Annotated in this window: 9 protein-coding genes; 6 read left to right on the forward strand and 3 right to left on the reverse strand. The window is 60.2% G+C overall.

Features of this window, described 5'->3' with window-relative positions:
* Positions 1-177 precede the first annotated feature (177 nt).
* Both NTD85_RS17265 and NTD85_RS17270 read right to left on the reverse strand, forming a co-directional pair.
* Positions 178-1572, reverse strand: coding sequence for a sensor histidine kinase (locus NTD85_RS17265; protein WP_045122392.1), 1395 nt, complete (start codon positions 1570-1572; stop codon positions 178-180).
* Positions 1550-2233 carry a response regulator transcription factor gene (locus NTD85_RS17270; protein ID WP_003223938.1) on the reverse strand — a complete coding sequence of 228 codons (684 nt, stop codon included), beginning with the start codon at positions 2231-2233 and terminating at the stop codon, positions 1550-1552. Before NTD85_RS17270 ends, NTD85_RS17265 begins: the two co-directional genes overlap by 23 nt.
* Positions 2234-2539: 306 nt before the next feature.
* Between NTD85_RS17270 and NTD85_RS17275 the strand changes: the two genes are divergently transcribed.
* From NTD85_RS17275 to hcnC, 5 genes are all read left to right on the forward strand, one after another.
* A complete protein-coding gene (locus tag NTD85_RS17275; RefSeq protein ID WP_262142767.1) occupies positions 2540-3481 on the forward strand; it encodes a hypothetical protein in 942 nt (313 codons plus the stop codon).
* A gap of 237 nt (positions 3482-3718) precedes the next feature.
* On the forward strand, positions 3719-4258 hold the full coding sequence (locus NTD85_RS17280) for a hypothetical protein (protein WP_003223943.1): 540 nt from the start codon (positions 3719-3721) through the stop codon (positions 4256-4258).
* Positions 4259-4502: 244 nt separating this feature from the next.
* Positions 4503-4817: a cyanide-forming glycine dehydrogenase subunit HcnA gene (gene hcnA / locus NTD85_RS17285; protein ID WP_047602019.1), complete on the forward strand. Its 315-nt coding sequence runs from the start codon at positions 4503-4505 to the stop codon at positions 4815-4817.
* Complete coding sequence (gene hcnB, locus NTD85_RS17290) at positions 4814-6223, forward strand: cyanide-forming glycine dehydrogenase subunit HcnB (protein ID WP_262142768.1); 1410 nt, start codon at positions 4814-4816, stop codon at positions 6221-6223. The genes hcnA and hcnB overlap by 4 nt, the downstream gene beginning before the upstream one ends.
* Entirely contained in the window at positions 6216-7475 is a 1260-nt protein-coding gene (hcnC, locus tag NTD85_RS17295; RefSeq protein ID WP_262142769.1) for a cyanide-forming glycine dehydrogenase subunit HcnC, read from the forward strand. The genes hcnB and hcnC overlap by 8 nt, the downstream gene beginning before the upstream one ends.
* 150 nt (positions 7476-7625) lie before the next feature.
* On the opposite strand, the gene NTD85_RS17300 is transcribed toward hcnC, so the two are convergent.
* Entirely contained in the window at positions 7626-9434 is a 1809-nt protein-coding gene (locus NTD85_RS17300; RefSeq protein ID WP_003223951.1) for a monovalent cation:proton antiporter-2 (CPA2) family protein, read from the reverse strand.
* 1264 nt (positions 9435-10698) lie between these two features.
* Between NTD85_RS17300 and NTD85_RS17305 the strand changes: the two genes are divergently transcribed.
* Positions 10699-14346, forward strand: a complete 3648-nt coding sequence (locus NTD85_RS17305; RefSeq protein WP_262142770.1) for an indolepyruvate ferredoxin oxidoreductase family protein — start codon at positions 10699-10701, stop codon at positions 14344-14346.
* Position 14347: the final 1 nt, after the last annotated feature.

Below are 14347 nucleotides of genomic sequence, written 5' to 3' on the forward strand. Positions count from 1 at the left end.
CCGCCCCCCCCCCCCGCGCGCCCCCCCCCCCCCCCCGCTCCCACAGAGGGATTGTGTTCTGGCAGCGGATTGTAGGAGTGAGCCTGCTCGCGATAACGGTGAGTCATACAACAAATATGTTGGCTGATTCACCGGCATCGCGAGCAGGCTCACTCCTACATTGCATCGCGGTGATTCTCAGGATTGCGAGATCAGACTCTGCCGACAATCCAGCACCAGCTTCGCGCCCCCCAGCTCACTGCTGCCGACCTCAAGACTGAAGCCATGCAGGCTGACAATCGCCGCCACAATCGACAAACCAAGGCCAAAACCACTCTGCGGTTGCCCACCCTCGGCCCGATAGAAACGCTGAAACACCGCCTCACGCTCGGCCTCGGGAATCCCCGGCCCGGAATCGTGGACCTCGATTCGCGTATGCCCGCCATCATTCACGCCACGCAAAATCACCGTGCCGCCCGCCGGGGTGAACTTGATCGAGTTGCTCAGCAGATTCGCCAGCGCCTCGAACATCAACGCCCGGTCGCCATTCAACGGCGGCAGGGTTTCCGGCATATTCAGTACGAACAGCAGTTCGCCTTCCTCGGCCAGTGGCAGGTAGAATTCATGCAGTTCTTCGAGCAGTTGCACCGGATCGAGCTCGACAAATCCTGAGCGCCGTTGACGGTCTTCGAGCTCGGAAATTCGCAGCAACCCGCGAAACCTTGCCATCAGCGTATCCGCCTCGGCCAGCACCAGATCCAGTTGCGCCGCCTCCTGTGAACCTTCACCGGCCTGTTGCTGCATGCGATACAACTGCGCGCGCAAACGCGTCAGCGGGGTGCGCAAGTCGTGGGCGATGTTGTCGCACACGCCTTTGACTTCATGCATCAGCCGCTCGATGCGATCGAGCATGGCGTTGACGATGGCGGCGAGCATGTCCAGTTCGTCGCGGCGATTGGACAGCGGCAAGCGGTGAGTCAGGTCGCCGGCCACAATCGCCTGGGCGCTGTCCTGAATCGCCCGAATTCGCCGCATCGGACGACGGCGCAGCAGATGCCAACCGGCAATCCCCGGCAGGATCGTCAGCGACACACCCCAGAACAACGCGTGCAGAATGATCCGCGTCACGGCGAACAACGAACCGTTATCGCGCAACAACACCAGCCAGCGACCGTCGCGGGTCTGGGTTGCCACCGCGTCGCAGCTGTCGGCGGGCAGGGTCGGGTCGTCGGAATCGGCGCAGTCATCCAGGGTGTGGATCTTGCCATCCAGCGGCAGGCCTTCGGGCAACTGTTGCAAGGCACCGCCGAGGTACACGCCCTGGGCGTCGAACAGGCCGTAGGCGTCGATGCCGCGGATGTCGAAGGTCATGCTGGCGGCGAGCGCTTCTTCCAGCTGCTCACCGCGGAAGTGTGAAAACAGATGCTGACGTTGCATCAGCGAATGTTTGGCGAGGTTGTCGAGGTAGCCGGAAACCTCGAAATACATGACCCCCATGAGGATCGCGCTCCAGGCCACGAACAGCGAACTGTACAGCGCCAGCAAGCGGCTGCTGGAGGAACGCCAGCCGTCAGACGGGTTCGGCAATGACATAACCCGAGCCCCGTACCGTGCGAATCAGCGGGACATTGCCGGCCGCGTCGATCTTCTTGCGCAGACGACCGATGTGTACGTCGATCAGATTGGTGCCCGGGTCGAAGTGATAACCCCAGACTTCTTCGAAAATCATCATTCGCGACAGGATCTGGCCGCTGTTGCGCATGAGGAATTCCAGCAGCTTGTACTCGGTCGGCAGCAGCGTCAGCACTTGCTCGGCGCGGCGCGCTTCGTGGCTGATCAAGTCCAGTTCGAGGTCGGCGACCTGCAATGTGGTGGCCTGAGTGGCGACGCTGTTCTGGCGGCGCAGCAGCACCTCTACGCGCGCGGCCATCTCGTCGGTGGCGAACGGCTTGGTCAGGTAGTCATCGCCGCCGGCGCGCAAGCCGCGCACACGTTCATCGACATCGGAGAGCGCGCTGATCATCAGAATCGGCGTGGCCACGCCCATGGTACGCAGCGTGGTAACGATGGCCAGGCCATCGAGTTCCGGCAGCATGCGGTCGAGGGTGATCAGGTCGTAGTTGCCGCTGACGGCACGGTCCAGGCCTTCGCGGCCATTGTCGACCCAATCCACTTCCAGGCCGTGGCTGCTGAGTTCGGCAACGATTTCACGGGCAGTCACGGCGTCGTCTTCGATGGTCAAAATACGAGTCATAGAGCAGGCCTTGATCGGTTCAAACGGAATGGCAGCATTTTGCCAAGTATTTTCCGGCGCGCTTTAAATTAACTTTCATGTATAGCCTGTCACAAACGCAAATCCGGACGTCTGCGCGATATGGCAGCAATGCAGAAAACCCGCCGAATTGCCTGGATTGTTGCAAATTGCATGGTCTTAGGAAGTTCATTCTTTTTAACTGATTGAAATCTAACGATTTATTTAAAGTTGGCAAATGGCACGGTCGCTGCAATTCCTCCGATGACGAGTTGTAACACCATTTTTCATGCCTGGAGCACTACAACAATGAATAGATCCTCTGATGGGTTTTATACTGCCTTCGAAGGAGAGTCGAGCAACGTGTCAGGCGTGTCCTGGGGCGCGATTTTCGCGGGCGCAGCGGCGGCCGCAGCACTGTCGATGATTTTGGTGCTGCTTGGTTTCGGTTTGGGATTCTCTGCCGTTTCACCTTGGGCCGGAGAGGGCGTCAGCGCCAAGAGCCTGGGGATTTCCACGATTGTCTGGCTGGCGGCGACGCAAATCATTGCCTCGGGTCTCGGTGGTTACATCGCCGGTCGCTTGCGCGTGAAGTGGGCCAACATGCACGGTGATGAAGTGTATTTCCGTGATACCGCTCATGGCTTCCTCTCCTGGTGTGTAGCCACATTGGTCACTGCAGTGCTGGTGATCGGCTCGGTCAGCAGTGTGATCAGCGGTGGCGTTCAGGCCGGTGCCAGTGTCGCCGGTGGGGCAGCTAGCGCGATGACTCAGGCTGCCGGTACCGCAGCGGCCAACACCGACAGCAATCAGTACGGGTATTTCATCGACAGCCTGTTCCGCGATGATCGTCCGGCGTCCGTCAGCGATGACGCCGCCCATGGCGCTGTGGCCCGGATCTTCGCTCAGAGCCTGGCCAATGGTCAGCTCAGCCCTGAAGACCGTACCTACCTCGCACAACTGGTAGCTCAACGGACCAACCTGAGTCAGGCCGACGCCGAGAAACGTGTCGATGACGTGTATGCCCGTACTCAGAAAGCCATCGCCGATGCCAAGGTCAAGGCTCAGCAAGCTGCCGATACCGCCGCCAAAGTCGCTGCCTGGACTTCGTTGTGGACATTCATCGCGCTGTTGGCCGGTGCGTTCTTCGCCAGCCTCGCCGCCACTTACGGCGGTCGTCGTCGGGATGCGGTGGAGTACGTCGAAGTCGAGACCTACACCGCCACCACCACACTGCCTCCAGTTCGTTAAACAAGGAGAATCACCATGCGCTCTCTACTACTGTTTTTCCTCGGTGTGCCGATCCCGATCATCATCCTGATCGCCCTGTTCGTACACTGATCCAGATGCTCTATTGAGGTTCATGCCTCGGCCGCTTTCACTTCACGGTGAAAGCGGCTTTTTGCTTTCCGGGGTTCAACAAGGCGAGAATTGGCGGCTGGAGCTCAACGCTTCATCCCGGGATCTCTCTACTTAAGGAAAAGCACGTTGGACAAGAAGGAAATCAAACGTCAGGCAATGCAGATGCTGGAGGCAGGGCGCTCGAAAACCGAGACCTTCAAGGCGTTGTCTGGTGGTGTGGTCAAGGACAAGGTGCTGGCCTACTGGATCGGCTCGCGCCCGGATCCGCAATTGCTCGAGCGGCATGCCGGCAAGATCAAAATACTGCTCGGGTTGATCTACGCGCAGGCGTTGTTCGGGCTGGTGGGCGGTTATTTTCTGGGACTGACGATCAGCGCCGGTTTTGCAATCTTCCTCGGATTGCTCGCCGGGGGGATTTCACTATTGTTCGCCTGGGGTTTTTATCGCAACTCGGCGCAGACCTACACCGTGTACACGTTGCTGTCGATCAGCCAGGTGCCACAGATGTTCAAGGATTACGCCGAAGACCCGGTGTCGGTGATCATCGGCGTGGTGACGACGCTGGCCATGGTGTTTTTCGTGGCCTGGGTGAAAAACCTGCTGTTTCCCGACCTCGGTTTCATGGGGTCGAAGAAGATCAAGGGCCAGTTTGTCTTCTCCAACTGAATCGTTGAACAATCCGACCACTTTCACTGGCCTGGATCAATATTTGCGCCGGCAACTTCGCCTAACGTAAATGATCCAGGCCTTTGCTGAGGTATGAACTACAGTGCTTCACGCGCACTTTGCTGCGCTGACGAAGTACCCGCGAGCCCGCCCCGAACCAACAATTAAACGGGCCGCACGGTGTAGAGCAGCAAGGAGCTGACGTAACACTTACCCCTGAACCTTTTCACGGATGAACATCGTAATGCACTGCCTAGAACGCACCTTCGATATCCAGCCCCTGACCCAGGCGGATATGACCGTCCACATCAACGGCCAACCAGTTACCGCGGCCATCGGCGAAACCGTCCTCAGCGTCATTCAGTCCCTCGGCGTGCGTCAGGTCGCACGCAACGATCACAACCAGATCAGCGGCGCCTACTGCGGCATGGGCGTGTGTCAGTGCTGCCTGGTGAAAATCAACGGTCGCCACAAGCGCCGCGCCTGTCAGACCGTGGTGCGCGACGGTATGCAGATTGAAACCCAGGTCAACCGCATCAACGAGCAGGAGGTCGTATGAGCCTGCAACCGGTGATCGTCGGCGGTGGTCCGGCGGGGATGGCGGCGGCCATTGAACTGGCACGCCACGGTGTGCGCTGCACCTTGCTCGAAGAAGCCTCGCGCCTTGGCGGCGTGGTCTATCGCGGGCCGCTGCGTGACGGCGTGCAACTGGATTATCTGGGGCCGCGCTATTCCGAAGCCCTTAACAAACTGCACGGTGATTTCCAGGAGCAATCCGGGCTTATCGATGTGCGCCTCAATCACCGCGTGGTCGGCGCCGAAGGCACCCGTGCGCTGGTGGTGCTCGACGGCGATGAGCAACTGCACGAGATCGCGTACCCGCAATTGCTCCTGGCTGCCGGTTGCCATGAGCGCAGCGTGCCGTTTCCCGGCTGGACCCTGCCGGGGGTGATCATGCTCGGCGGCCTGCAGCTGCAAATCAAAAGTGGCGTGGTCAAGCCGCAAGGGCCGGTGATCATCGCCGGCACCGGGCCGCTGCTGCCGCTGGTGGCGACGCAGTTGCACGCGTCCGGGGTCAAGGTCGCGGGCGTGTATGAAGCCTGCGCTTTCGGCAAGATCGCCCGCGAAAGCCTGGCGCTGCTGAACAAACCGCAGCTGTTCCTCGACGGCCTGAGCATGCTCGCGTATCTGAAACTGCACGGTATCCCGATGAACTACGGCTGGGGCGTGGTCGAAGCGCACGGCGAAGGCGAGCTGAAGAGCGTCACTGTTGCGCCGTATTCAGCCAGTTGGGAACCTGATCTGACTCAGATCGAGCGCTTCGAAGCCCAGACCCTGGCGGTCGGTTACGGCTTCATCCCGCGCACGCAACTCAGTCAGCAGATGGGCCTCGATCACGGTTTCAGCGATGACGGCTACCTGCGCGCCAACTCGAACAACTGGCAGCAAAGCAACGAGCCGCACGTGCACCTCGCCGGTGACATGGGCGGGATTCGTGGCGGTGAAGCGGCGATGCTCGCCGGCAAGATCGCGGCGACCTCGATCCTGCTGCAACGCGGGGTGATCGAAGAAGAACTGGCGCGGGTACGCCGCGACCGTTATCTGGGCAAACTCAAATCCATCGTGCGCTTCCGTGCGGCCGTCGACCGCTACACCGAACGTGGCGTCGGCCAGACCGCTTTGCCGGCCGCCGATACGGTGATCTGCCGCTGTGAACACGCGACCCGCGCCGACATCGATCTGGCGCTGGAGCAGGGCGTGCAGGACATCGCCAGCCTGAAAATGCGCACTCGCGTCAGCATGGGCGATTGTCAGGGACGGATGTGCGTCGGCTACTGCAGCGACCGCCTGCGCCAGGCCACCGGGCGCAAGGACGTCGGCTGGCTGCGCCCGCGCTTCCCGATCGATCCGATTCCTTTTTCCGCGTTCCAGTCCGTCGGCACGGAGGCCACTTCCCATGAGTAAGTTCTACGACGTGATCATTGCCGGCGGCGGCGTGATCGGGGCGTCCTGCGCCTATCAATTGTCCAAGCGCGAAGGTCTCAAGGTCGCGCTGATCGACGCCAAGCGCCCGGGTAACGCGACCCGCGCTTCGGCCGGTGGCTTGTGGGCCATCGGCGAGTCAGTGGGGCTGGGCTGCGGGGTGATTTTCTTCCGCATGATGTCGGCCAACCGCAAGCGCGAAACCCAGGGTGCGGCGGTGGCGGTGGACGCCAGCACGCCGCACATCCTGCCGGAGTCGTTCTTCGATTTCGCCTTGCAGTCCAACGCGCTGTACCCGCAACTGCACCGTGAGTTGATCGACAAGCACGGGATGGATTTCAAATTCGAAAAGACCGGGCTGAAGTTCGTCATCTATGACGACGAAGACCGGCTCTACGCCGAGCACATTGTCAGCTGTATTCCGCATCTGGCCGATCAGGTGCGCTGGCTCGATCAGGCTGCATTGCGCGAAGCCGAACCAAGTGTCAGCCACGAGGCGCGGGGGGCGCTGGAGTTTCTCTGCGATCACCAGGTCAGCCCGTTCCGACTCGCCGATGCCTACATGGAAGGCGCGCGGCAGAATGGCGTCGACATTTACGTCAACACCAACGTCACCGGCGTGTTGCACCATGGCAACCGCGTGACTGGCGTGCAGACGGCCGAAGAGGGCGTGTTCCACTGCAAGACCCTGATCAACGCTGCTGGTGCCTGGGCGGCGGACTTGAGTGAGTGGGCGACGGGGATTCGTATCCCGGTGAAACCGGTCAAGGGCCAGATCCTGCTGACCGAGCGCATGCCGAAGATCCTCAACGGCTGCCTGACCACCAGCGACTGCTACGTGGCGCAGAAGGACAACGGCGAAATCCTGATCGGCAGCACCACCGAAGACAAAGGTTTCGACGTCACCACCACCTACCCGGAAATCGCCGGGCTGGTGCAGGGCGCGGTGCGTTGCCTGCCGGAACTCAAGGACGTCAATCTCAAGCGCACCTGGGCCGGGTTGCGTCCGGGTTCGCCGGATGAGCTGCCGATCCTCGGGCCGATGCGTGGGGTGGAGGGTTACCTGAATGCCTGCGGACACTTCCGCACCGGCATCCTGACTTCGGCGATTACCGGGGTGCTGCTGGACAAACTGGTCAACCACGAAGCGCTGCCGCTGGATATCACACCGTTCCTGGCGGACCGGTTTGAGGTGGCGCCGGTCAAGCAAGAGCGTGAATTAGAGCTGGCCTGATCCCAGTGACATTGATGTTGAATGTGCAGGCCTCTTCGCTGGCAAGCCAGCTCCCACAGGGTTTTCGGTCGTTCACAAAACCTGTGGGAGCGGGCTTGCCCGCGAAGGCGTCAGTGCTGTAGGCCTGAAGCTTGGATCTGTGCAAGGAGATCAGGCCTTGCGCGCTTCCTCTTCCAGTTGATCCGATTCGAACAACCGCGCCAGCTCCGCCCGGGCTTCCTGGGCGGTCTGCAGGACTTTGGCCGCATCGTCGTAGACCGCGTGCTGGGCTTCCAGCACCTGTTCGTCGTGGTGCTTGAATCGCTTGATCCGCGCATCGGCCTGGGCCTGGGTCAGACCGAGGCCGACCAGCGTGCGGCGGCTCATCTCCAGACTCGAATAGTAGGTTTCCCGAATCGGCTCGGCGCCGACATCGACCAAGCGATGTACGTGCTGACGGTTACGTGCGCGGGCGATGATCTTCATGTGCGGATACAGTTTGCGCACGATCTCGGCCGTCTTGATGTTGGTCTCCGGATCGTCCGTGGCAATCACGAAATACTCCGCCTCGCCGACCTTCGCCGCATGGAGGATTTCCGGGCGCATCGGGTCGCCATAGAACACCGGCACACCGCCAAAACTGCGCGACAGCTCGATGGTTTCCACCGACGTGTCCAGCGCTACGAACTTGATGTTCTGCGCGCGCAGAATCCGCGCCACGATCTGGCCCATCCGACCCATGCCGGCGATCACCACGCGCGGAGCCTCGGTGTCGATCTCGCGGAATTTCTCCGGCACCTCCACCGGCTGCACCTTGGGGCTGACCAGTCGCGCACAGATCAACAGCAGCAACGGCGTCAACGCCATCGACAGGGTGATGGTCAGCACCAGCAGGTCATACAGGCGCGGCTCGAACAGGCCCTGATCGCGCCCGATCTTGAACACCACAAAGGCAAATTCACCACCCGCCGCGAGCACGATACCGAGGCGAATCGCACTGACCTTGGTCAGCCCGCCGGCCAGACGCCCGACCACAAACAGCAGCGGCAACTTCAAACCGATCAGCAGCAGCGTCAGGCCCAACACGGTGATCGGTGCGCTGAGCAGCAGACTGAGGTTGGCGCCCATGCCGACGCTGATGAAAAACAACCCGAGCAGCAGGCCCTTGAACGGCTCGATCTGCGCTTCCAGTTCATGCCGATATTCCGAATCCGCCAGCAGCAGGCCGGCGAGGAAAGCCCCGAGCGCCATCGACACGCCGACCAGATCCATCAGCCACGCCGTGCCGATCACCACCAGCAATGCGGTGGCGGTGGAGACTTCCGGCAGACCGGTTTTTGCCACCACGCGAAACACCGGGCGCAACAGATAACGTCCGCCGACCACCACCACGGCGATCCCGCCGAGCACCTGCAAACCATGATTGAGGCTTCCCGCGCTGCTGGTTTCGTGGCCGCCGCCAGCGAGCATTGGCACCAGTGCGATCAACGGGATCGCGGCGATGTCCTGAAACAGCAGAATCGCAAACGCCAGCCGCCCATGCGGGCTGGTCAGTTCCTTGCGCTCGGCCAGGCTTTGCAGGCCGAAAGCCGTGGACGACAGCGCCAGGCCAAGACCCAACACAATCGCACTGTTCAGTGGCTGACCGAACACGTACAACGCCAGCACGCCGATCACCGCCGCCGTCAGCAGTACCTGCGCCAGGCCCACGCCGAACACCGACTTGCGCATCACCCACAAGCGGCGTGGCGACAGCTCAAGGCCGATGATGAACAACAGCAACACCACGCCCAGTTCCGAGATATGCGCAACGCTCTGCGGATTGCCGATCAGGCCGAGCACCGACGGGCCGATGATCACCCCCGCCAACAGATAACCGAGCACCGCGCCCAATTGCAGACGCTTGGCCAAAGGCACGGTGAGCACGGCTGCGAAGAGAAACACGACAGCGGCTTGTAACAGGTTGCCTTCATGGGGCATGGACTGACTCCTGACAGCGATACGGCGGGGGTGACAAGGATAAAGGCTGACTTCCTGCCACACCACAAGCACTGTCGGGCAGCGATTCTGTAATCAATGTCTTTTTTTGCGCTAGAACGGCTTGGCATCGGTGAGCATCAGGCGCCTTGAAAGTTGTTGCACGGGCAAAGGCGCTTTTCCTGTTATCCGCTTATGTAAAGTAATACTTTGGTCTTAGAGTGCGCGGGCATGATATTGCCGAGCCATTGCGTGACTAACCGATAATTGCTGGCGATGGACGAAGTTTTGCATTGAGCAATCGATTGAAGAGTGACCGTGTGTTAATTCAAAAGTTGGACAGCTGATTCGATAATGTAAAACCTGGAGCGCCATGCCATGGGCAAAGCACTGTGATGATTGCGTGAACCAGATAGTTCATAGTTTGAGATTTACCATTAAATGTTTGTTACAACGATTGACAAGATGAGCGCTCCGAACCTACTATTTTTTGCCCGAGATGCTGGCCGTTTTATAACGGCCGTAATAAAGCGACCAGGACGGTCGTGTGAAGTTTTCATAAGGAATGAAACTTTGTATCTGGATTCCATTGGATCGGAACCGCTTCGATTTCGGCTCGATCAGCTCGTCCCCGGCATTTGCCCGGGAGCAGCTCAGGATCGTGCAGCGGCTGAAATCGCGACGTCATTGTCACGTCGTCAAAATCATGACAATCATTCGATAGAGCCCCGGGAATTCGTGGGTTCAGCCGAGAACATCTCCTTTTCAAAAAGCCGAAAAGCCCCTGTGCACTCGCTTGTTTTCCAAGCCGCAGGTGACGCATTCGGCCGTGCGGGTCTGTGCGTTGAAAGTAAGGTTTTCACAAGGATTTGAGACTTTTTACTTGTATTTGATGGGGCAGTAACTCAAGTCAATCATTTTGTGGTGAACAACTGTTTGCGTGTTTTCCATAATTATCGCCTGTGCAAAATGGCGAGGCTGAGTTGTGCTCGCATTGGTGAGAGTACAAGTACGTTTAAAGTAAATTTTTCATAAGGAATTGAAGATTAGTACCGGGTTATGCGCTGGCTATTAAGAAAGATTGAAATAACTCGATGTGTTCCCGAGATGTCGCGGAACCGTGCGAGTGCGTCTTTCTGTGCGTCTGATCAGGTATTCATATCGCCCGAATCACCGTCGTGTTGCGGTCGAAAGTTTTGATGCAACCCTCTGCTGTAGTGCGCAAATAAGCACATTCAATGTGAAGTTTTCATAAGGATTTGAAACTGTGTACTTGGATTCCATTGATTCAGAACGTCAACGCCTGCAACCCGACAAACTCGCCGCTGATGAGGCGCAAACCACCTTGTCGCGGATCGAAAACTATGACAGCCGCTCGATGTACTGCCGGGAACACGCGCAGCCCAACGAGCGCATCTTTCTCAGCGGCCAGCAGGCCCTGGTGAGATTGTTGCTGTCCCAGGCTGCCCTTGATCGATCCAACGGCATTCGCACCGCGGGATTCGTCAGCGGTTATCGCGGCTCGCCGCTGGGGGGCGTGGACCGGGAGCTGGTCAAGGCCAAGAGCGTTCTGGAAAACGCGAACATCCGCTTTCTGCCGGCGATCAATGAGGATCTGGCGGCAACGGCCCTGATCGGCACCCAGCGCGTCGAAACCGATCCGCAGCGTCTGTATGACGGCGTGTTTGGCATGTGGTACGGCAAGGGCCCGGGCGTCGATCGATCCGGCGACGCGATCAAACACGGCAGTTCCTATGGCTCGTCGCCCAACGGCGGGGTACTGGTGGTTACCGGCGACGATCACGGTTGCGTGTCGTCGTCGATGTCCCACCAATCCGATCGCACGCTGATGGCTTGGGGCTTGCCGGTGATTCACCCGGCGGGACTGGCTGACTACGAACGCTGCGGCCTGTGGGGCTGGGCGCTGTCACGTGTCTCAGGTTTGTGGGTGGGTTTCAAGGCAATCACCGAGACGGTCGAGGCAACGACTTCGGTTGAGTCCTCGCCGCTGCCGGAATTCGTCACCCCTGAGATCAATCCGGGACCGGACGGTCTGCACTGGCGCTGGCCGGATCTGCCGGGCATGCAGATCGAACGCCGCACCGCTTTCAAGCTCGATGCCGCCCGGGCCTTTGCCCTGGCCAACCCGATTGACACGGCGGTCACCGCGCCGGCACAACCGACGCTGGTCATCGCTGCGGTCGGCAAGGCCTATGGCGATGTACGCCAGGCCTTGCAGCAATGCGGCATTTCCCTCGAACAGCTGGAAAATGCCGGCGTCGCATTGCTCAAGATCAACCTGGTTTATCCGCTGTCGCCGGTGCTTGACGCCTGGACCCAGCGGGCCGGCAAGGTGCTGATCATCGAAGAGAAGCAAGCAATCGTCGAAGAGCAGCTCAAACAGAAGTATTACAACGCTGCCCACGACCAGCGTGCGGTGATCATCGGCAAGACCGATGAAAACGGCGCAGCGCTGATCTCCGATCACGAAGAGCTGCGCCCGTCGCGCATCGCCGCGCTGCTGCAGCAGCGCCTGCCAGCTCTGGGCATCGAGCCGAGCCTTCCGGATTTCTGGCTTACGCCCTGCGTTTCGCGGGTTGAAGACTGGATCCGCCGCACGCCTTATCTGTGTTCGGGTTGCCCGCACAACACCTCGACCCAAGTGCCCAAGGGCAGTGAAGCGCGGCTCGGTATCGGCTGCCATGCCATGGCCGCACGCATGCCCGAACGCTCGACCACCGGCAGCGTGCAGATGGGCGGGGAAGGGGTCGACTGGCTGGGGCAGGCGCCGTTTGTGCAGACCCCGCACATCTTTCAGAACATTGGCGACGGCACCTTTTTCCACTCCGGATTCCTCGCGGTACGTCAGGCTATCGCAGCCGGCGCGACCATCACCTACAAACTGCTCTACAACGACGCGGTAGCCATGACCGGCGGCCAGCCTATCGACGGCAAGCTGACGGTGAAAAAAGCCGTCGAGCTGCTCAAGGCCGAAGGCGCCCAGCGAATCGTGGTGGTGGCGGACGACCTGCAACGCTATCAGGCGCATGACAGCCTGCCTCAGGGCATCGAAGTGTTTCACCGGGAAAAGCTCGAGCAAGTGCAGCAGCAGTTGCGCGACACCCGTGGCGTCAGCGTGCTGATTTTCGATCAGGTCTGTGCGGTCGAAGGGCGTCGACGCAAGAAGCAATTGCCGGCGCCGTTGGTGAAGACCGAAGTGGTGATCAACGAAGCGGTCTGTGAAGGCTGTGGCGATTGCCAGGTCAAATCCAACTGCCTGTCGGTGATCCCGGTGCAAACACCGTTCGGCGCCAAACGCCGCATCGATCCGCACTCGTGCAATACCGATCTGTCGTGCATCAAGGGGTTCTGCCCAAGCTTCGTGACGGTGACCGGCAAGCCGCGGCAACGTCCGCGCAAACTGGCCGACAGCGCCGAAGTGCTGGCCCGGGCCGAAGCGCTGGCGCTGCCGCAGGCACTACGGTCGCTCGATAAGCCGTATGAAATGCTTTTGGCCGGTGTCGGCGGTACCGGCGTCGTGACCGTGGCGCGGGCTATTGCCATGGCGGCCCACCTCGACGGCCGCGCCGTCAGCGTGCTCGATTTCACCGGGTTCGCGCAGAAGGGCGGTGCGGTGTTGAGCCATGTGCGTCTGGCCGGTCATGCCGATGCGCTGCACCAGCATCGCATCGATATCGGCGGCGCCGACCTGCTGCTCGCGGCCGATCTGGTGGTGGCCAGCGAAGACGATGCACTGGCAACGCTGCGGCGGAAAAAAACCGTGGTCATCGCCAACAGTGCGCTGACCCAGACCGGTGCGATGCTGCGTAACACGCAACTGAATATTGAAACCGACGCGATACAAGCGTTTTTGAAAGAGAAGGTCGGCGCCGAGCAGTTCCACAGTCTGGATGCCGGGCAATTGGCGAACTCGCTGGTCAGCCCGCTGCAGGCCAACATGTTGTTGCTCGGTTACGCCTGGCAGAAGGGCACGGTGCCGGTGTCGCTGCCGGCACTGCAGAAAGCCATCGATCTGGCCGGCAGCGCCGCTGCCAACCATCTGGCTTTCGCCTGGGGACGGTTGTGGGCGCAGGACCCGGCGTTTGCCGCACCTTATCTCGATCAGCCAGTGGATGCCGTGTCGACGATTGCGATCCGCGACATCAGCGACATGCGCGGTCGCCGCGAAAGCCTTGAGCAACTGATCGACAACCGCAGCGAGTTCCTGACGAACTATCAGAACGCAGCGTATGCGGCGCGTTATCGCAACGTCATCGAGCAGCTGCGGGCGCTGCCGGCGGCCGGTGATGAGAGTGCCCTGACCGAAGCGGTGGCACGCAACCTGTTCAAGTTGATGGCCTACAAGGACGAGTACGAAGTTGCGCGGCTGCTCACCACCCGCAGTTTCACCGACTCGCTCAAAGCCCGGTTCGACGGTGGCATTCGCCTGAAATTCCACTTTGCCTTGCCGCTGCTGCGAAAGAAGCAAGAAAGCACCGGTGAGCCGAAAAAGGTCGCTTTCTCCGGCTGGATTCTGCCGCTGCTGAAGGTGCTGGCCAAGGGCCGAGTGTTGCGTCACACCCGGTTCGATCCGCTGGGCTTTTCCGCCGAGCGCCGCGAAGAACGCCGCTTGCTGAGTGACTACGAGCAAACCCTGCAACGCCTGTTACCGAAACTGAACTCGGACAATCTGTCGGCGTTCGTCGCATGGGCGAACCTGCCGGATTCGATTCGCGGTTACGGCCACGTCAAGGAGCGTTCGATCGCGGCAGCACGTCTGCGCGAGCAACAACTCATTGAACAGATTCTGGCGGACAAACCGGTCATTCACGGTGTCGAGTCGTGGCAGCCATCCACCGTCATCGCCAGGCAACTGAGCGCAGAAGAGGAACGCGACGTGATGGAAGCCTCCTGAC

Source organism: Pseudomonas sp. 13B_3.2_Bac1 (assembly GCF_025466205.1).
GTDB classification, from domain to species: Bacteria; Pseudomonadota; Gammaproteobacteria; order Pseudomonadales; family Pseudomonadaceae; genus Aquipseudomonas; species Aquipseudomonas fluorescens_H.

What these genes read in the sequence shown, in the direction of transcription:
- NTD85_RS17265 (WP_045122392.1), bottom strand. Translation starts at nt 1,572, where the DNA reads ATGTCATTGCCGAACCCGTCTGACGGCTGGCGTTCCTCCAGCAGCCGC.
- hcnB (WP_262142768.1), top strand. Translation starts at nt 4,814, where the DNA reads ATGAGCCTGCAACCGGTGATCGTCGGCGGTGGTCCGGCGGGGATGGCG.
- hcnA (WP_047602019.1), top strand. Translation starts at nt 4,503, where the DNA reads ATGCACTGCCTAGAACGCACCTTCGATATCCAGCCCCTGACCCAGGCG.
- NTD85_RS17300 (WP_003223951.1), bottom strand. Translation starts at nt 9,434, where the DNA reads ATGCCCCATGAAGGCAACCTGTTACAAGCCGCTGTCGTGTTTCTCTTC.
- hcnC (WP_262142769.1), top strand. Translation starts at nt 6,216, where the DNA reads ATGAGTAAGTTCTACGACGTGATCATTGCCGGCGGCGGCGTGATCGGG.
- NTD85_RS17270 (WP_003223938.1), bottom strand. Translation starts at nt 2,233, where the DNA reads ATGACTCGTATTTTGACCATCGAAGACGACGCCGTGACTGCCCGTGAA.
- NTD85_RS17275 (WP_262142767.1), top strand. Translation starts at nt 2,540, where the DNA reads ATGAATAGATCCTCTGATGGGTTTTATACTGCCTTCGAAGGAGAGTCG.